At 63.3% G+C, this 17,988-nt stretch carries 14 protein-coding genes; 6 read left to right on the top strand and 8 right to left on the bottom strand.

Features of this window, described 5'->3' with window-relative positions:
- Window positions 1-177 precede the first annotated feature (177 nt).
- Together J5286_RS00550 and polA are read right to left on the bottom strand one after the other, a co-directional pair.
- Complete coding sequence (locus J5286_RS00550) at window positions 178-2,874, bottom strand: DNA translocase FtsK (protein ID WP_209215319.1); 2,697 nt, start codon at window positions 2,872-2,874, stop codon at window positions 178-180.
- Window positions 2,875-3,148: 274 nt separating this feature from the next.
- A complete protein-coding gene (polA, locus tag J5286_RS00545; RefSeq protein ID WP_209188770.1) occupies window positions 3,149-6,148 on the bottom strand; it encodes a DNA polymerase I in 3,000 nt (999 codons plus the stop codon).
- Window positions 6,149-6,329: 181 nt separating this feature from the next.
- Here polA and J5286_RS00540 point away from each other — a divergent pair, with 181 nt between their 5' ends.
- Window positions 6,330-6,812 (top strand): hypothetical protein, encoded by a 483-nt coding sequence (locus J5286_RS00540; protein WP_209188771.1) that lies wholly within the window; start codon window positions 6,330-6,332, stop codon window positions 6,810-6,812.
- Window positions 6,813-7,178: 366 nt separating this feature from the next.
- On the top strand, window positions 7,179-7,595 hold the full coding sequence (locus J5286_RS00535; RefSeq protein WP_018899251.1) for a MarR family winged helix-turn-helix transcriptional regulator: 417 nt from the start codon (window positions 7,179-7,181) through the stop codon (window positions 7,593-7,595).
- A 48-nt stretch (window positions 7,596-7,643) separates the two neighbouring features.
- Here J5286_RS00535 and J5286_RS00530 read toward each other — a convergent pair whose 3' ends face one another.
- The 4 genes from J5286_RS00530 to J5286_RS00515 form a co-directional block, all read right to left on the bottom strand.
- Entirely contained in the window at window positions 7,644-8,045 is a 402-nt protein-coding gene (locus tag J5286_RS00530) for a hypothetical protein (RefSeq protein WP_018899252.1), read from the bottom strand.
- Window positions 8,046-8,190: 145 nt separating this feature from the next.
- The gene (locus J5286_RS00525; RefSeq protein ID WP_209188772.1) at window positions 8,191-9,447 is read right to left on the bottom strand and encodes a GGDEF domain-containing protein; all 1,257 of its coding nucleotides are present in this window, start codon (window positions 9,445-9,447) and stop codon (window positions 8,191-8,193) included.
- Between the two features lie 112 nt (window positions 9,448-9,559).
- A complete protein-coding gene (locus tag J5286_RS00520; RefSeq protein WP_209188773.1) occupies window positions 9,560-10,021 on the bottom strand; it encodes a cupin domain-containing protein in 462 nt (153 codons plus the stop codon).
- Window positions 10,022-10,068: 47 nt separating this feature from the next.
- A complete protein-coding gene (locus J5286_RS00515) occupies window positions 10,069-10,491 on the bottom strand; it encodes a DUF1801 domain-containing protein (RefSeq protein WP_209188774.1) in 423 nt (140 codons plus the stop codon).
- 135 nt (window positions 10,492-10,626) lie between these two features.
- Here J5286_RS00515 and J5286_RS00510 point away from each other — a divergent pair, with 135 nt between their 5' ends.
- Both J5286_RS00510 and greA read left to right on the top strand, forming a co-directional pair.
- Window positions 10,627-11,877 (top strand): D-arabinono-1,4-lactone oxidase, encoded by a 1,251-nt coding sequence (locus J5286_RS00510; RefSeq protein WP_209188775.1) that lies wholly within the window; start codon window positions 10,627-10,629, stop codon window positions 11,875-11,877.
- A 110-nt stretch (window positions 11,878-11,987) separates the two neighbouring features.
- Window positions 11,988-12,470, top strand: coding sequence for a transcription elongation factor GreA (gene greA / locus J5286_RS00505; protein ID WP_209188776.1), 483 nt, complete (start codon window positions 11,988-11,990; stop codon window positions 12,468-12,470).
- Here the strand turns inward: greA and J5286_RS00500 are convergent.
- Together J5286_RS00500 and J5286_RS00495 are read right to left on the bottom strand one after the other, a co-directional pair.
- Entirely contained in the window at window positions 12,454-12,987 is a 534-nt protein-coding gene (locus J5286_RS00500) for a ribonuclease H family protein (protein ID WP_209188777.1), read from the bottom strand. The genes greA and J5286_RS00500 overlap by 17 nt on opposite strands.
- An 88-nt stretch (window positions 12,988-13,075) precedes the next feature.
- A complete protein-coding gene (locus J5286_RS00495; protein ID WP_209188778.1) occupies window positions 13,076-15,466 on the bottom strand; it encodes a bifunctional diguanylate cyclase/phosphodiesterase in 2,391 nt (796 codons plus the stop codon).
- Between the two features lie 194 nt (window positions 15,467-15,660).
- On the opposite strand from J5286_RS00495, the gene J5286_RS00490 reads away from it, so the two are divergent.
- Window positions 15,661-17,046 carry a dipeptidase gene (locus tag J5286_RS00490; RefSeq protein ID WP_209188779.1) on the top strand — a complete coding sequence of 462 codons (1,386 nt, stop codon included), beginning with the start codon at window positions 15,661-15,663 and terminating at the stop codon, window positions 17,044-17,046.
- Between the two features lie 478 nt (window positions 17,047-17,524).
- Window positions 17,525-17,988 (top strand): SH3 domain-containing protein (locus tag J5286_RS00485; protein WP_348529895.1); only part of this gene is annotated, 464 nt, incomplete at its 3' end.

The raw sequence follows: 17,988 nt of genomic DNA, 5'->3' as shown, positions 1-17,988 counted from the left end.
GTCATTGTTTGGCGGAGGCCTTTCTACGAGTCGATCTCCCCCCTTGTGGGGGGAGCGAAGCGCGGGGCGAGACACGCGGCTCGGCCCCGGTGGCCCGGCAGGCAGAGGGGGGTAAGCCTCGTGACGGGTCCAATCATTCTGCATGTCAGCGGCCACGAGCACCCCCGGCGAGAGACCTCAATCCCCCTCGCCACGCCCATTGACGATCTCGCGCTTGCCCACATGGTTGGCGGGGCCGACCAGCCCTTCCTTCTCCATGCGCTCGACGAGCGAGGCGGCGCGGTTGTAGCCGATGCCAAGGCGGCGCTGGATGTAGGAGGTCGAGCACTTCTTGTCGCGCAGCACCACCTTCACGGCCTTGTCGTAGAGGTCGTTGCCGTCCTCGGCCGCCATGTCGCCCTTGTCGAACACGGCGCTGTCTTCCTCTTCGCCATCTTCCTCTTCGTCGGCGGTCACCGTGTCCAGATATTCCGGGCGCCCCTGCGTCTTCAGATGCGCCACGACCTTCTCGACCTCGGCGTCGGAAACGAACGGACCGTGGACGCGCGAGATGCGGCCGCCGCCCTGCATGTGCAGCATGTCGCCCTGGCCGAGCAGCTGTTCGGCGCCCTGTTCGCCAAGGATCGTGCGGCTGTCGATCTTCGACGTCACCTGGAAGGAAATGCGGGTCGGGAAGTTGGCCTTGATCGTGCCGGTGATGACGTCGACGGAGGGACGCTGCGTCGCCATGATCAGGTGGATGCCGGCGGCGCGCGCCATCTGCGCCAGACGCTGGATCGCGCCTTCGATTTCCTTGCCGGCCACCATCATCAGGTCGGCCATTTCGTCGACGATGACGACGATGTAAGGCATGGGCGTCAGGTCGAGTTCCTGCTGTTCCTCGATCGGCGCACCGGTGCTGCGGTCGAAGCCGGTCTGCACCATGATGTGGATCGTCTCGCCCTTTTCCTTGGCCTGCGCCACGCGGCTGTTATAGCCGTCGATATTGCGCACGCCGAGGCGCGACATCTTGCGATAGCGCTCTTCCATCTCGCGCACCGCCCACTTCAGCGCCATCACGGCCTTCTTCGGGTCGGTCACGACAGGGGTGAGGAGGTGCGGAATGCCGTCATAGATCGACAGTTCCAGCATCTTCGGATCGATCATGATCAGGCGGCACTGCTCCGGCGTCATCCGGTAGAGCAGCGACAGGATCATCGTGTTGACGGCGACCGACTTGCCGGAACCGGTGGTCCCGGCGACAAGCAGATGCGGCATCTTCGCAAGCTCGGCGATAACGGGCTCGCCGCCGATCGTCTTGCCGAGGCCGAGCGCCAGCTTGTAGCTGCTCTTCTCGAAATCGGCGCTCTCGATCATCTCGCGGAAATAGACGGTTTCGCGCAGCGCGTTCGGCAGTTCGATGCCGATGACATTGCGGCCGGGCACCACGGCGACGCGCGCCGAAAGGGCCGACATCGAGCGGGCGATATCGTCGGCAAGGCCGATGACGCGCGAGGATTTCACGCCCGGTGCCGGCTCGAATTCATAGAGCGTGACGACAGGGCCGGGGCGCACATGGATGATCTCGCCTTTGATGCCGAAATCTTCGAGAACGCTTTCCAGAAGCCCGGCATTCTGCTCCAGCGCTTCCTGCGACATGATCTCGCCGACGCGTTCCGGCGGCTCCTGCAGCAGCGAATTGGAGGGGAATTCGTAGCCCGAGGCATCGACCTTGGATGGCACGAACTTGTGCGCCACCATGCGGGCAGCGGGTGCGAGCGGCGCGATAACAGGCTGCGATCGAACCGTCATCGGCGCGATCGGCTGCGCTGCTGCTGGCTGCGGCTCGATGGCGATGGGCTGCACGACCTGCGGGGCAGGGGCGGGCGCCAGTGCCTCGGCGGCAGCTGCCTGCTGCTTCAGCCTGACCGCAAGCGGCTGGCGGATCGGCGCGCGGCCGGTGGTCGGTGCAGGCGCCACGACAACAGGCGCTGCAACGGAAACGGCAGGCGCAGCCGTCACGACGGGCGCGGTGATTGGGGCTGCGACGGGAGCAGGGGCAACGGGCAGCGGCGCGGCATAGGGAGCCGCGACGACGGGCTGCCTGCCCGGGCGCCATTCCATGATGCGGAACTGGCTGATGATCGAGTGGGGTTCGGAGACGGTCTGCGGCGCGACGATCTGCACCTGCGGTGCCGCTTCCACCGGCTCGACGGGCGCCTCGCCATCTTCGAAGGACATCACTTCCCAGAAGGCGAAGTCGGAGATCGAGGAGAGGTTGGAAGAGGCATGGAACTGCGCTTCGTCGGCGGTCTCGGAAACGACGATCGCGTTTTCTTCGACGGCGGCGACATCGGCTACCGGCTGGTAGACGTCGAAGGGCACGTTGACGACGGGCGCGCCGGGCGTGACCACGGGCGCGCTAGACGTGACCAAGGGCGCGCGCGGGCCTGCCGGCTGCGACGCATAGGCATTGCGCAGCGCCTGCTGCTGAACATGCGGCTGCGGTTGCGTGACGCCAGGCTGCATCGCGGCCTGGCGGGCGACATAGCCCTGGCGCGGCTGTGCGGCAGGCTGCGGCGTCACGACGATCGGCTGAGCCACCGGCGCCATCACCTTTACCGTCACCGGTGCTGCCGCTTGGGCGGGCTGCGGGGCGGGTGTCGCCACCTGGGCAGGCTCCATCACCCGCTGCTGCACCGGCTCGGCCGGCTGCTTGCGCGGGTTGATCTGGCTCTCCGGCGTGCGGGTAAAGCGGACATTCGGCGCCAGCGAAAAGTGATTCTGCCAGATCGGCGGCACCGGCTTCTCGCCGGCCTGTTCCTGCAGCTGTTCGCCCTGGGTGTCGGCGGAAACCTCGCCGGCATCCGTCAGATTGGTTCTAGGAAAGCGCATACGACAGCCACTCACTCATGATTGGTAACTATTATCCTCTTCCGGCTTAGGAAATGAAGGTTAATAAGTTCCTTCTCGGCGCCCCTGCGCGACAGCCGCAGCAAGGCGTAAATCGAGTGCTTTCAGTGACTTGCTTGATAAAGAAAATTTTAGCGATTTTTCGACGAGGCGCCCGCGCATCGGCCCGAAAATCAAAATCGACTTTCGGAAAGTCCGATGCGTGGATGCAAAGATTGAGAGCGTCTCTTGTGCGTTCGTGCGAACGCACGGGGCTCTAGTGCGCCTCGTCCCAGTTGGTCGCCGCGCGCGCATCCACCTTCAGCGGCACACGCATTTCGAGCGCCGGCATGGTGGCGTTTTCCATCACCGAAACGATAACAGGCATGGCCTTGTCGACGTCCTCATCCTCGACCTCGAAGATCAGTTCGTCGTGCACCTGCAGGAGCATGCGCACCCGCTCGGAAAGTCCGACCTCGGCCAACGCCGGCTCCATCTTGATCATCGCCCGTCGGATCACGTCGGCGGCCGAGCCCTGGATCGGGGCGTTGATCGCCGCGCGCTCGTTGAAGGCGCGCACCGAGGGATTGGATGAGCGGATTTCCGGATAGTTGATTCGCCGGCCGAAGATCGTCTCGACATAGCCCTTGTCGCGCGCCTGCTGCTTTGTGCTGTCCATGTAGTCGCGGATACCGGGGAAGCGCTCGAAATAGCGCTTGATGTAGTCGCTGGCTTCCGAGCGCTCGATGGAGAGCTGGTTGGCAAGACCGAAGGCCGAGATGCCGTAGATGATGCCGAAGTTGATCGCCTTGGCGCGGCGGCGCACCTCCGACGGCATGCCCTCGACGGGAACGCCGAACATTTCGGACGCCGTCATCGCATGAATGTCGATCCCGTCTGCGAAGGCCTGCGTCAGCTGCGGGATTTCGGCGACATGGGCAAGCACGCGCAGCTCGATCTGGCTGTAGTCGGCCGAAATCAGCTTGTGGCCCGGCGTCGAGATGAAGGCGGTGCGGATCTTGCGGCCTTCGGCGGTGCGAACCGGAATGTTCTGCAGGTTGGGTTCCGACGAGGATAGCCGCCCCGTCGTCGTCGAAGCCAGCGAGTAGGAGGTATGCACCCGCTTCGTCTCAGGGTGCACATAGCCCGGCAGCGCGTCGGTATAGGTGGATTTGAGCTTGGTCAGCTGGCGCCAGTCAACGATCTTGCGCGGCAGTTCCAGCCCGGCCGCCGCCAGATCTTCCAGCACGCTCGCCGAGGTGGACCACTGCCCGGTCTTGGTCTTCGAGCCGCCGGCAAGGCCCATCTTGCCGAACAGGATGTCGCCCAGCTGCTTCGGCGAGCCGATGTTGAAGCGCTCGCCGGCCAGCTGGTAGATCTCGTCCTCCAGCCGCGCAGCACCCTGCGCCAGCTCGCCCGAGAGCCGCGACAGGATTTGCCGGTCGACGGTAATCCCCCGCTCTTCCATATGCGCGAGAACGGGCAGCAGCGGCCGTTCCAGCCGCTCATAGACCGATGTCAGCTTCTCGGCTGCCAGCCGCGGCTTCAGCACCATCCAGAGCCTGAGCGTCACGTCGGCATCCTCGGCCGCGTAATGCGTGGCGCGGTCGATATCGACAAGGTCGAAGGAGATGTTCGACTTGCCGCTTCCGGCCACGTCCTTGTAGGCGATCGGCTTGTGGTTGAGGAACTTCTCCGAAAGCGGATCCATGCCATGCGCGCCGGTTCCGGCGTCGAGCACGTAGGAGATCAGCATCGTGTCGTCGAAGTTCTTCGTCTCGACGCCGTAGCGCTTCATCAGCAGGTAGTCGTATTTCAGGTTCTGCGCCACCTTGAGCACCGACTGGTCCTCGAGCAGCGCCTTCAGGCGCGGCAGCGCGTCGCGCATCGGGATCTGGTTCTCGGCCATGCCGCCGCCGAGCAGATCACCGACGCCGGTCTTGTGGCCGAGCGGCACGTAGGCGGCGCGGATGTTGACGCCCGTGGGGCTCTTCGCGTTATCGGCGATCGCCATCGAGAAGCCGACGAGCTCGGCCTGCATGGCGTCGAGCGAGGTCGTCTCGGTGTCGAAGCCGATCACGCCGGTCTCGCGCGCATCGGCGATCCACTTGTCGAGCGTCGCGACATCGCGGATCGTTACATAGCGCGAATGGTCGAAGGGCAGGTTGGCGAAGGCGTCGGCCCGCGACTTGGCGAAATCGGATGGCGTGAAGCTGCCCTCGGGTGCGGCGGAGCCGTTGACCTTAGTGGGAACAGCGACAGCATCGCCGACGACCTCGGGCGTTCCGCCGGCAACCGGCGCCGGTTCCGCCACGTCGAGATCAGGGCCATGCGCATTGGCGCCCCACTCGACCGGCACGTCGACGGCATCGATCGCGCTCGCATCGCATTCGCATGCCTCCGCCACGCGCCGCGTCAGGCTGGTGAACTGCATGGCCTTCAGGAAGCCGATCAGCTTCGGTCCGTCCTGCGCCTCGAGAATGAGGTCGGCGACGGCAAGCTCCAGCGGTACGTCGGTGCGGAGCTTCACGAGTTCGCGCGACAGCCGGGCCTTGTCGGCGTTCTCGATGATCGTCTGCCGGCGCTTCTCCTGCTTGATCTCGGTGGCGCGCTCAAGCAGCGTGTCGAGGTCGCCATATTCGGCAAGCAGCGTCGCCGCCGTCTTCGGGCCGATGCCGGGAATGCCGGGCACGTTGTCGACGGAATCGCCGGTCATCGCCTGCAGGTCGATCATCTTTTCGGGCGGCACGCCCCATTTCTCGATCACGTCAGGAATGCCGATCTGCTTGTCCTTCATGCTGTCATACATGTGGACGTTATCGGTGACGAGCTGCATCAGGTCCTTGTCGGAGGAGACGATCGTCACGTCTGCGCCGAGCGCTTCCGCCTGGCGGGCGTAGGTGGCGATGATGTCGTCGGCCTCGAAACCCTCGGTCTCGATGCAGGGCAGGTTGAAGGCCCGCGTCGCCTGGCGGATCAGCCCGAACTGCGGGATCAGCTCTTCCGGAGGCGCCGAGCGGTTGGCCTTGTAGGCGTCATAGAGATCCTTGCGGAAGGTCTTCGACGAATAGTCGAAGATGACGGCCAGATGCGTCGGCGTCACGCCCACCGACGTGTCGCGCGCCTCGGTCAGGAGCTTCCACAGCATGTTGCAGAAACCCGAGACGGCGCCGACAGGCAGCCCATCGGATTTGCGCGTCAGCGGCGGCAGGGCATGGAAGGCTCGAAAGATGAATCCGGAGCCGTCGACAAGAAAGAGATGATCGCCTTTTTTCATGGCAGCATGGATAGCGCGCCGGCCCTGCGAGGTCCATATAAAGTTAGGGTGTCCAAGCGTTGCGCACATGCTTGGGAAGCGCCGGAAAACGCGCGGAAACGGCCATAACCCCTCAATAGCTGCGGCTTGTTTCAGGCGTTTTTCGCCCATACATTGGGTTTGCGTTCAACGAGAGCCCGCGATGTCTGGAGCCCCTGAATCTCAGAGATACTTTCTCAGCCAACTCTCCGTGCTTATCGATGGCATGAAGGGGTTGAGCACGCAGGTCGCCCGGCAGGTCGACGCGATGGGTCGGTACGACGTCGAGTTTTTCAAGCTAGGGCGTTTCATGACCAAGTTCGAGAACGACTTGATCGATCTCAGGGCTGATATGGGAGGCGTGAAGCTGGAAGTTGACCGGTTGCGGACCGAGATGGGTCAGTTTCGCTCGGAAATGGAACTCAGGCTCGGCGCGATCTTGAAGCGCATAGACGACCTGGAAGGCCGGACACATGATCTCGCCGATCATATCCAGGAACTGCGTTCCGATAGCCTGCGCCAGTACAACGAAGTCATAAACGCCGTGCAGGACAGTTATCAAAACCGAATGTCCGTCAACGATATCGAGGAGCGTCTCGCCGAACTCGAACGCCTTATCGGCCCGCGCCTGCCGCCCGCAGCGTGAGTCTCGCGCAAGTCGCTCACCGGACTGTTACCAAAATGTAATAGTCAATTCTTTTCTTTCCCTTGAAAAGCCACATTCGGAACTACAAATAAATATCACCGACGCGACATTGATCACGTCGAGGGTCTGATTGCCGGCTCGTCCCCCGCCGCATTGGACTTGGACAAAGGCCTCATCCCCTCTCCGGGCCTTTGTCCCCTATTTGAAGCCGCCATAGCCTTACCTCCAGGCTATGGCGGCTTTGTTTTTCTGCACTATCTCCAGCTGTATGAATGTGAATGTCTGTCTTTCAAAGCATCGCATACGATTTGTTGCATTGCTCGTGGCTGGGTTTTGCGCCTAACTGAAAAAATGGGAACGGAACGAATGGACTCGGGAGCCTATCTCGCCAGCCAGCTGGCCAAGGGCTTTGCCCGCTCGCTGCAGCAGCGCGCGGCAAGGTTGGGTTTTTCGCCGGGTCAGTTTCCGATTCTGCTGGAGCTTTGGGCCGAAGACGGGCTGACGCAGAAGCAGTTGCTCGCCCGTGTTGATATCGAGCAGGCGACCATGGCCAACACGCTGTCGCGCATGGAGCGCGATGGCCTGATCGAGCGCCGCCCGCACCCCTCCGACAAGCGCGCTCAGCTGGTGTTCCTCACCGACCGCGCGAAAACGATGGAAAACGATGCGGTTCTGGCCGCCCGCGAAGCCGATCTCGCTCTCTTCGATGGCTTCAAGACATTCGAGCGCGAGCTGACGCTCGAATACATCCGCCGTCTGCTGGAGAACGCCAAGAAGCTCTGAGATTTGGGTGTGGCCCCGGCGCGAGTAGCGCCCGGGATGGCCGGCGCCTTACTCGGCGGCGGCGAGGTAGATCTGGTTCTGCGAGGATGCGGCCAGAGCCTGCACGCGCGCTTCGGTCTTGGCGATCAGCTGATAGAACTCGTCCTGCGCCTCGACATCGAGCTGAATGACGGCGTTCACCTCATCCGGCGTGTCGCAGACGCAGGCGATGGCAGATATCGGGCAGATGCCGCCAGGGTAGCGCTTGCCGTTGCCGGTATAGGCACGGCGACCCCAGCGTTCGGAATAGACGGTCTCTTCGCGATCGATATGAAGGATCGTGCCCTTGCACGCGGTCACGATGCCGGCCTTGCCATAGGCAAACCAGTGGTAGTTCAATTTCCGCAAGATATACTTGCCGGTGATGTCTTCCCCGGCCAATTCGGCGGGATCTTCAATCATACGGATCATGACGTCTTCCTTAACGTGCACGTAATATCCGATATCTATGTTTCAGCTTCAAGACGAAAAGGTCAGCTTTTGGAGCTACTTAGTCACAAGTTGTTTCGAATTCTTACGAATTTCGCCGCTTTTTCGCCCTTTGAGCGCCATCGGGTCAGCCCCGGAACGCAACTTCCAGGTTTTGCCGGTCCTGCGCGACCACCCGGCAATGCGTCTCGAAGCCTTCGCCCTTGATCATCAAAACGAACTCGGCCGGGATTCCCGTCGAGCTCGAAACCGAGAGCGCGGCGCTGTCGGCGCCGAGCGAGCGGATGGTGCAGTCGATCGTCGAGCGGCGGTCGTTGAAGAGGATCGAGCCGGCCTTCAGCACCCGTCGGCGCGCGCCGCTCGGTTGATCCGAGCTGATCGATTGCCAGCAGAGGCAGCGGTTGCGGCCGCTGCGCTTGGCCTCGTACATGGCGGCATCCGCCTGGGCCAGCAGCGTGTCGATCTCCTTGCAGACGATCGAGAGCGCCGAGATCCCGAAGCTCGCCGTCACGTCGAGCGAGCCGAAATCACCGACGATCGGCTCGGCCGAAATCGCCGCCCGCAGCCTCTCGGCCACGACGAGTGCGCCCTCCCGGTCGACATTGGGCAGGATGATCGCGAATTCCTCGCCGCCCAGCCGGCCGAACAGGTCGCCGCTTCTAAGCACCGAGCGGCAGATCGAAGACACCGCCTTCAGCACCTCGTCGCCGGCCGCGTGGCCATGCGTGTCGTTCACGGTCTTGAAGTGGTCGATGTCGAGCACGATGCAGGCGAGGCTCTTCTGGTTGCGCAGCGCAGCCCCGATCAGCTGGTCGGTCTCTTCCTTGAAGGCGCGGCGCGTCAGGCCCTCGGTCAGGCTGTCGGTGGCCGCCGATTGCATCAGCTCGATGCGGTCCATGGCAACGCCGGCAATCTCTTCGAGAATGGTGAGATCCTTGCGCCCGAAGGAGCGCGCCGTGCGGTCGATCGCGCAGACGGTGCCGACGGTGTGGCCGCTCTTGGTGCGCAGCGGAACGCCGGCATAGAAGCGGATATGATTTTCACCTGTCACGGCGGGGTGGGCGGCAAAGCGCGGGTCGCGGGTGGCGTCGGGCACGATCACGGCTGTGTCGAGGTCCACCACGAAGCGGCAGAAGGAATCCTCGCGCGGCACTTCGCTGTTCGAGAGACCGGAGCAGGCCTTGTACCATTGGCGGTGCGCGTCGATCAGCGAGACCAGGCCGATATCGACGGTGAACACTTCCTTGATCAGCCGAACGATCCGCTCGAAGCCTTCATCGCGCGGCGAATCGAGCAGGTCGAGCTGCTCCAGCGCCGCCAGGCGCTCAAGTTCCCGCTGTTTCACATCCGCGGAAGATGTACCGAATGCGCGCGCAACAGCCATTGCAAACGTGCTCCCCACCTAAATCCGTGTATGAGATGCCTCGCACAAAATCATGAACAAATGAATATTATGCGTCCCCGGTTCTCATCGGTGAAGGTCGCGGGCAGGGGTGTCAAGGTTTCGGATAGGGGCTCCCATCCTTGTGAACGAACCGGCCATCGGCATTCGCGCTCATCATGTCGATGTCGGAACAGGTGGTGAGATCGGCCATGTCCCGCGAGCCGATTTCCAGATAGATCGCCATTGCATCGGACCGGTTGATCAGGTGATGACCGTTGCCGGTGTTCTTCGCAAAGGCGGCGCAATCGCCGGCGCGGAGCGGCGTCTCGCCATCATCCTCGACCAGCACCACCTCGCCCGAGAGCACATAGACGAACTCGTCCTCATGCGAATGCCAGTGCCGCTGGCTCGACCAGTTTCCCGGCGGCAGGTGCATGAGGTTGATGCCGAAATCGGAAAGCCCGCCGGCGTCGCCCAGCCGCTGGCGGATCCGCTCGGCGCAGGCCGCCGCATGCGGCTCCGGATAAGGCGAGCCCTTGACGCGGGCTACGGTGGCGACGTCGATCTTCGGCATCAGACTATCCTCCGCGGTATCTGTTCGGTGGGCGGCGGGCCGCTCGCTCAACCGCCCTTCGGCTTCTTCGTAGCCTTCGTCATGTTCAGCGCGATCGCCGCCCGTACGAGTGCCGCAAGTGCCGGCGCGTCGATCGTGTCTCCCTCGTGGAAGTCGATCGCGCGCCGGGCATTGCCCTCGAGGCTGGCGTTGAACAGGCCGGAGGGATCGTCGAGCGATGCGCCCTTGGCGAAGGTCAGCTTCACAGCGGTCTTGTAGGTCTCGCCGGTGCAGATGATGCCGGAACGCTCCCACACAGGAACGCCGCGCCACTTCCACGTCTCGATCACCTCTGGATCGGCATCCCGGATGATCCGCCGCGCATTGGCCAGCATCGCGCCGCGCCAGTCGGTCAGCTCCGCGATCCGCTGGTCGATCAGCTGCAACGCATCGGCTTCCTCGCCCACGGCACCCGTCGTCTTCTCCGCCATTCCATCCTCCCCGTCGGTAAGCTCATGCGAATACTGAGCAATCTAGGAGATTCGCGGCTGAGGGGAAGAGGGTTTCCTTTGTCTCCGCCTCCATCGTCGTGTTACCACTCCTGCGGGATTCGAGGAGGTTCATTCATGACGCAGGTGCCTGCCGCCAATTGGGCGGAAAGCTTTCACTATGGTTTCAAGGACTGCCATTATCCATCTTCGCTCGAGGAAATCAGTGCGATCGTGGCCCGGTCGGCGGCGGTAAAGACGCTCGGCTCGCGCCACTCGTTCAACGCCATCGTCGATGGCAGCTCTGCCATGTCGCTGGAGCGCCTGCCGATCGATCCTGTCGTCGAAAGCGGAGGCCGCCAGGTCTCGGTCGCCGGCCACTGCACCTACGGCGAGCTCGCGCTCTTCCTGCAGCGCCACCAGCTCGCCATCCACAATCTCGCCTCCCTTCCGCACATCTCGATCGCCGGCGCGATTGCGACCGCGACGCACGGCTCGGGTGACGGCAACGGCAATCTGGCGACGGCGGTCTCTGGCCTGGAATTCGTCGCCGGCGATGGCAGCCTGGTGAAAGTAAAGCGCGGCGACGCCGATTTCGAAGGCATGGTCGTGCATCTGGGAGCGCTCGGCGTCGTCACCCGCGTGACGCTCGATGTCCAGCCGGAGTTTCAGGTCGCGCAGCATGTCTATGAGGGGCTGAGCTGGGATGCGCTCTTGTCCAATCTCGATGCCATCATGGCTGCAGCCTATAGCGTCAGCGTCTTCACCCAATGGGGCGAGAAGGCCGGCGCGGTCTGGCTGAAGGAGACGGAAAAGAGCGGCAATCATCCCGATGCCCTGCATGGCGCGGTCAATGCCGACATCAAGCGCCATCCGATCATCGGCCTCGACGCCGAAAACGCCACCGAGCAGCTGGGCGCCTTCGGCCGCTGGTCGGATCGGCTGCCGCATTTCAAGATGGGTTTTACGCCGAGCAGCGGCGCCGAGATCCAGTCCGAATATCATGTGCCCCGCAAGCATGGCGCTGCCGCCGTCGGAGCGCTCTTGTCGATCCGCTCCAAATTCGCGCATCTCGTCCAATCGGGCGAACTCCGCACCGTCGCCGCCGACAGCTTGTGGCTGAGCCCGCAGTTCAATCGCGATACGCTGTCGATCCATTTCACCTGGGTCCGCGACCAGGCGGCGGTCGATGCCGCCGCCGCCGAGATCGAGCAGGCGCTGGCGCCGTTCTCGCCACTGCCGCACTGGGGCAAGGTCTTCACCCGCCAGCATATCGGCAGGAGCTACGAGAAGCTCCCCGACTTCGCCCGCCTTCGCGAGCGCATGGACCCGGAACGCAAGTTCTCCAATCCATGGCTGGAAGACGTCGTCTTCGGCACGAAGGCCTGAGCGGGTTCGTGCGGCATCTTGCCAGCGTTGGCGCTCGCCGCCGCGCCGGTATATGCTGTTGCGAACAAGCAAGGGACGAAGACGTCCCTGATATCGGTATGGAGTAGAGATTGGCGGTCGCCTTCACCAAGGAAGAGAGCTTCGAGACGGCATCGGAAACGCTGATTCCCGATCGCCCCATCTCGCCGCATCCGAACCTCGTCACCGAGGCCGGGTTGAAGGCGCTGGAGCTCAATCTTAGCCAAGCACGCGAGGCTTATGAGGCGACCTTGGGGATCGACGACATCAACGAGCGCCGCCGCCAGGGTGCCGCGCCGTTGCGCGATGCCCGCTACTTCGCGGCCCGCCTCGGCACCGCCCAGCTAATGCCCGCGCCAACGTCCAGCGACACCGTCGCCTTCGGCAGCCTCGTCACCTTCGAGCGCGAGGACGGGCGCGTGCAGACCTATCGCATCGTTGGCGAGGACGAGGCGGATCCGAAGGCCGGGTCGATCTCCTACGTCTCGCCTGTGGCGCGTGTGCTGATCGGAAAGACCGTCGGTGACGTGGTCGATGCCGGCGGTCAGGAGCTTGAGATCATCGCGATCGCTTGAGCGGGGCTTTCATCGCGATCGACAGCCGCCCTTCATCCGCCAGCCTGTCGGCTCGCTCGTTCCCCTCGGTGCCGGCATGGCCCTTGCACCATGAAACGGTGATCGTCGCTGATCCCGAGAATGCCGCGTCGATCGCCCTCCACACATCGGCATCGGCGATGCCACGGCTTCTGAGCCGGCTATTGGCGGTGATCTTCTTGAAGCCGTTGTTGCGCCAGGTCGGCCGCCACTCATTGCAGCCCTTCACGGCATAGACCGAGTCCGACCAGATCGTCACCACCGCCTCCGCCGCATGGGCGTTGACCCATCTCGCAGCCTCCAGAACGGCGGTCGCCTCCATCGCATTGTTGGCGGTGCCGACAGCGCCGCCGCAATCGGATGCGATCTCGACGCCATCGCGGTAGACGGCGAAGCCCCAACCGCCGTCGCCGGAGCCGGGCTCGCAGCAGCCGTCGGTGAAGATCTCAAGCGTGTCGTGAGCACCGATGGCGCGCGGGTCGTCGGGATTATCGGTCATGTCGTCGGCGGAACGTCCGGCAAATCGGCAGGAAGGCGCAGCCTATCCGAAACACCCGGGTCTGTCTTCCGCCCCAGATGATGCCCGCCTACTTCGACGTCGACACCACCTGCGGATAGAGCAACACCGTCTTCTGCTGCTTCTCATGCGCGGAAAGATAGCTTTCGCGCGCCGCCATCTTTACGCTGGGCTCGATATCCGGTTTGCCGAGAAGCAGCCCCTGCATCTGCTCGCAGCCCTCGTTGGTCACGATCTGGCGCTGCAGTTCCGTTTCCACGCCCTCCGTCACCACCTGTATCCCGAGGCTGTGGCCGAGCCCGATGATGGCGCGCACGATCGAGCGGGCGGCCGCGTCGTGTTCGAGAATGCCGGTAAAGCTGCGGTCGACCTTGATCTTGTCGAAGGGCAGTGCACGAAGGTTGGAGAGCGAGGAGAAGCCGGTGCCGAAATCGTCCATGACGATGCGAACGCCGAGACCATGCAGCCGCATCAGCGTCGAGATCGTCGCCACACGGTCGCGGATGAAGGCGGCCTCGGTGATCTCAAGTTCGAGCCGCTGTGGCGCAAGCCCGGTCTCGTGCAGAATGGCGGCCACGCGATCGTAGAGATTGGGCAGCATGAATTGCACCGGCGAGACGTTGACGGCGATCGTCAGCGGCTGCGGCCAGCGCGCCGCCTCGGTGCAGGCCTGGCGCAGCACCCATTCGCCGAGTTGCACGATGATCCCGCTCTCCTCGGCGATTTTGATGAAGACGTCGGGCTCGGAGCTTCCATGCCCCGGCCGGTTCCAGCGCACCAGCGCCTCGTAGCCGCTGATGCTCCCTGTGCGGCTGTCGAGGATCGGCTGGTAGTTGACGAAAAGCTGGTTGCGGGTGATCGCGTGGCGCAGCTCGTTTTCGATCTCGCGCCGCGCCTTGACGGCCGCATCCATCTCCGCGTCGAAGAAGCAGGCCTTGCCGCGCCCGGCATGCTTGGCGCGGTAGAGCGCGGTATCGGCGTTGATGCAGAGAAGCTCGCCGGTATCGCCATCGGCGGGATAGACCGCGATGCCGATGCTGACGCCGACGGCGGTCGGATCGCGGGCGACGTCCATTTCGGCGGCCACGCCCGCAAGGATCGCGTCGGCAAGGCCACGCGCGCCATCCGGCTGCGGCTTGCCGCTCTGGATGATGGCGAATTCGTCGCCGCCAAGCCGCGCGATGGTGGCGCTGTCGTCGGCCACGCGCTGCAGGATCGCGGAGACCTTGCACAGGAGCCGGTCGCCTTCCGCATGGCCGAACAGGTCGTTGACGGCCTTGAAGCGATCGAGATCGAGATAGAAGACCGCCACCTGCCCACGCTTGCGCTGCGCCACCTGGATTGCTTGCCGGAGACGCGTGTCGAAGAGAGAGCGGTTCGGAAGGCCGGTCAGCACGTCATGCTGGGCCAGGTGCTCGATCATCTGCTCGGCGCGCTTGCGTTCCGTGAGATCGCGCACCGCCAGGATATCGCAGCTGCGGCCGCGATAAATCATCCGCCGCGCCATCAGTTCGACCGGCAGTTCCGTCTCGCCGTGGGTGGTCAGCAGCGTCTCATGATGGACGCCGGATTGCAGCCCGCCCGGCGGCAGCAACAGGAAGTCCGGTTTCTGGCCGCGCAATTCGTTGAGCTGCCAGCCGGACATCTCGAGAAAGCGCTCGTTGGCGTCGAGGATCATTCCCTCGTAGAGCACCAGCAGCCCCTCCATCGTGGCGTTCGCCAGGCCCTTGAGGTCGGTGAGGTGGCTCGCCAGGAAGACCATGCCGAGCGATGAGAGAATGAGCGCCGTCGAGACCGCCATGACCACACCCGCCAGCGCCTTCGGCTCGACGATCGCAGCCGTCATCTGCCGTCCCGGCTCGGGGATCAGCGTGATGAAGCTCATCGACACGAAGTGAGCGGCGGCGATCGCCAGCACCATTGCGGTTGCGGAAAGCAGCACCCGCTTGGAGCCGGATAGCGAACGGAAGATCAGGAAGGCAACGCTCGCGAGCGCTGCGCTGATGACAAGCGCCGAGAGTGTCGCCGTCGCGTTGAAGAGAATGTTGAACTGGCCCTCGACCGCCTGCATGCCCGTGAGGTGCATGGCGGTGATCCCGAGCGCCATCAGCGCGCCGCCCTGCGCGAATGCGAAGCGGCTGGTGCCCTCGGTGGCGACAAGCAGCGCCAGATAGGAGACGCCGATGGCGATCACAACCGAGAGTGTGGTGAGCCCCAGCCCGTAGGCGATCGAATAGCCGCCGTCATAGGCGAGCATGGAAATGAAGTGGGTGGCCCAGATGCCGACGCCGATGGCGAAGGCGGACGCCATGATCCAGTTGCGCTGCTGGGCGCGGTCGCATTGCTGGGCCCTGAAGAGCAGCAGCATGGCGGTGAGATTTCCGATGAAACAGACGACGACGGCGGCAATGATCAAGCGCCAGTCATGATTGTCACGAATACAGGCGATCACGGTAAACATCAGCCACCTCCAGCACCAATCTCCGGAAGTTATCAAGCGTCTTCTTAAATAACTATGAATTGCAAATTACAACTTTTCCCTGCTCTGAACGAATGTTCTCGCAGAGTCTGGCGTGTGCCCGCATTTCGTTTTTCACCTCGAAAGCGCTGATGCTTTGGTCTATCGTCCGGCAAAAATTCAAGAAGGAGTCGGAAATGCCTGACCTGATGCCGGTTCTCGCGCGCGCGGACCAGAATTTGCCCTCGAGCCTCGACAAGCTGTTCGAGCTGCTGCGGATCAAGTCGATCTCGACCGATCCCGCCTACAAGGATGATTGCCGCAAGGCGGCCGAATGGCTGGTGGCCTATCTCCGCGACATCGGTTTCGACGCCTCGGTGCGCACCACGCCCGGCCACCCGATGGTCGTCGCCCATCACGAAGGCGCCAACCCTTCGGCCCCGCATGTGCTCTTCTACGGACATTATGACGTGCAGCCGGTCGATCCGATCGATCTCTGGGACAACGACCCCTTCGAGCCTTCCGTTCAGGAAGCTGGCGGCCGCAAGATCCTCACCGGCCGCGGCACCGCCGACGACAAGGGCCAGCTGATGACCTTCGTCGAAGCCTGCCGTGCCTATAAGGAAATCAACGGCGCGCTGCCCGTGCGCGTCACGATCCTGTTCGAGGGTGAGGAAGAATCCGGCTCACCATCGCTGAAGCCGTTCCTGGAAGCCAATGCCGCCGAGCTGAAGGCCGACTATGCGCTGGTCTGCGATACCAGCATGTGGGACCGCGACACGCCGGCGATCGCCGCCGCCCTGCGCGGCCTCGTCGGTGAAGAAGTGGTCGTCACCGCAGCCGACCGCGATCTGCATTCCGGCCTCTTCGGCGGTGCGGCCGCCAACCCGATCCACATCCTGACGAAGATCCTCGCCGGCCTGCACGACGATACCGGCCGCATCACGCTGGATGGCTTCTATAACGGCGTCGAGGAAACCCCTGCAAACATCAAGGCTTCCTGGGAAACGCTCGGCCTGACCACCGAGGGCTTCCTCGGCGAGGTTGGCCTGTCGGTTCCCTCGGGCGAGAAGGGTCGCTCGGTGCTGGAGCTCACTTGGGCGCGCCCGACAGCTGAAGTCAACGGCATCTGGGGCGGCTATACCGGCGAAGGCTTCAAGACCGTCATCGCCGCAAAGGCGTCGGCCAAGGTCTCCTTCCGCCTCGTTGGCACGCAGGACCCGGCCGCCATCCGCGACAGCTTCCGCGCTTACGTGCGCTCCAAACTGCCTGCCGATTGCTCGGTCGAGTTCCACCCGCATGGCGGCTCGCCGGCCATTCACCTGTCCTACGACTCGCCTGTTCTGACCAAGGCGAAGACGGCGCTCTCCGACGAATGGCCGAAGCCCGCCGTCGTCATCGGCATGGGCGGCTCGATCCCGATCGTCGGCGATTTCCAGAAGATGCTCGGCATGGAATCGCTGCTCGTCGGCTTCGGCCTCAGCGACGACCGCATCCATTCTCCGAACGAGAAGTACGAGCTGACCTCGTACCACAAGGGCATCCGCTCCTGGATCCGCATCATGGAAGCGCTGGCGGCGTAATCGGCGTCGATGAAATGAAAAAGGCGCACCGATTTTTAAAGATCGGGGCGCCAGAGAAACAAAAAGGCCGGGTTGAAACCGGCCTTTCGTCATTCGCTTCGCATCAGTGCCAGTACATCCGTGGTCAAAGTGAAAGCGAATATTGCAGTCAGACTGCCCGCGAAAGGTTAACGGAGCGTTAACGATAATCTCGCGACTGTCATGTCGATCAACCGGCGCTCCATGGTGCGGCTTGGCGATCGACGACTGCATCCGATGACCGGGATATCGTGATTGCGCCGGCCCATTTCAAGGCCTAGGTGCTCGAACCGTTCAAGCTGCGTTCATCAGCGGATGCTATAAGTCATTGAAAGAAAAGTTGAATCACTCTCGCCAAACTTTGGCCGGGAAGCTGTTCACTGTTGTCTTGATAAGGCGATAAGCCCGAAAGTTTTCTGAAGGGGCGGCGTTTCGGCCGCTCTATCTAGGGAGTGCAAGCGTGAAGACCACATTGATGAAGATCACCGCCGTCGCAGCCTTGTTGCTGGCCCCGGTGGCAGCTCAGGCCGCCGAAGGGTTCGCGACCGCCAACGTCAACATGCGCGCCGGCCCGAGCACGCAGTATCCAGCTGTCACCGTCATTCCCGCCGGCGAATCCGTCGAAATCCACGGGTGCCTTGCCGATGTGCCCTGGTGCGATGTCGAGTTCTACAACGGCCGCGGCTGGGTCGCCGGCCGCTATGTGCAGGCGCTCTATCAGCAGCGCCGCGTCTATGTCGACCCGCAATATTATCGCCCGCTCGGCATCCCGACGGTCGTCTTCAGCGTCGGCAATTACTGGGATCGCTACTACCGCGATCGGTCCTTCTACGGCCAGCGCGACCGCTGGCGCCGCAACCCGGCACATGACCGCCCACCCCCCGTCCTCCCGCCGACCGGCCCCGGCCTCGCCCATCCGGGCCG

The sequence above is a fragment of the Rhizobium sp. 16-488-2b genome (genome assembly GCF_017741815.1).
Classification (GTDB): Bacteria; Pseudomonadota; Alphaproteobacteria; order Rhizobiales; family Rhizobiaceae; genus Rhizobium.
Note: the sequence above shows the minus strand (reverse complement) of the source record. Positions and strands in the feature narration are given on the sequence as shown.

What these genes read in the sequence shown, in the direction of transcription:
- J5286_RS00490 (WP_209188779.1), top strand. Translation starts at nt 15,661, where the DNA reads ATGCCTGACCTGATGCCGGTTCTCGCGCGCGCGGACCAGAATTTGCCC.
- J5286_RS00525 (WP_209188772.1), bottom strand. Translation starts at nt 9,447, where the DNA reads ATGGCTGTTGCGCGCGCATTCGGTACATCTTCCGCGGATGTGAAACAG.
- J5286_RS00515 (WP_209188774.1), bottom strand. Translation starts at nt 10,491, where the DNA reads ATGGCGGAGAAGACGACGGGTGCCGTGGGCGAGGAAGCCGATGCGTTG.
- polA (WP_209188770.1), bottom strand. Translation starts at nt 6,148, where the DNA reads ATGAAAAAAGGCGATCATCTCTTTCTTGTCGACGGCTCCGGATTCATC.
- J5286_RS00550 (WP_209215319.1), bottom strand. Translation starts at nt 2,874, where the DNA reads ATGCGCTTTCCTAGAACCAATCTGACGGATGCCGGCGAGGTTTCCGCC.
- J5286_RS00500 (WP_209188777.1), bottom strand. Translation starts at nt 12,987, where the DNA reads ATGACCGATAATCCCGACGACCCGCGCGCCATCGGTGCTCACGACACG.
- J5286_RS00535 (WP_018899251.1), top strand. Translation starts at nt 7,179, where the DNA reads ATGGACTCGGGAGCCTATCTCGCCAGCCAGCTGGCCAAGGGCTTTGCC.
- J5286_RS00530 (WP_018899252.1), bottom strand. Translation starts at nt 8,045, where the DNA reads ATGATCCGTATGATTGAAGATCCCGCCGAATTGGCCGGGGAAGACATC.
- J5286_RS00495 (WP_209188778.1), bottom strand. Translation starts at nt 15,466, where the DNA reads ATGTTTACCGTGATCGCCTGTATTCGTGACAATCATGACTGGCGCTTG.
- J5286_RS00520 (WP_209188773.1), bottom strand. Translation starts at nt 10,021, where the DNA reads ATGCCGAAGATCGACGTCGCCACCGTAGCCCGCGTCAAGGGCTCGCCT.
- J5286_RS00510 (WP_209188775.1), top strand. Translation starts at nt 10,627, where the DNA reads ATGACGCAGGTGCCTGCCGCCAATTGGGCGGAAAGCTTTCACTATGGT.
- J5286_RS00540 (WP_209188771.1), top strand. Translation starts at nt 6,330, where the DNA reads ATGTCTGGAGCCCCTGAATCTCAGAGATACTTTCTCAGCCAACTCTCC.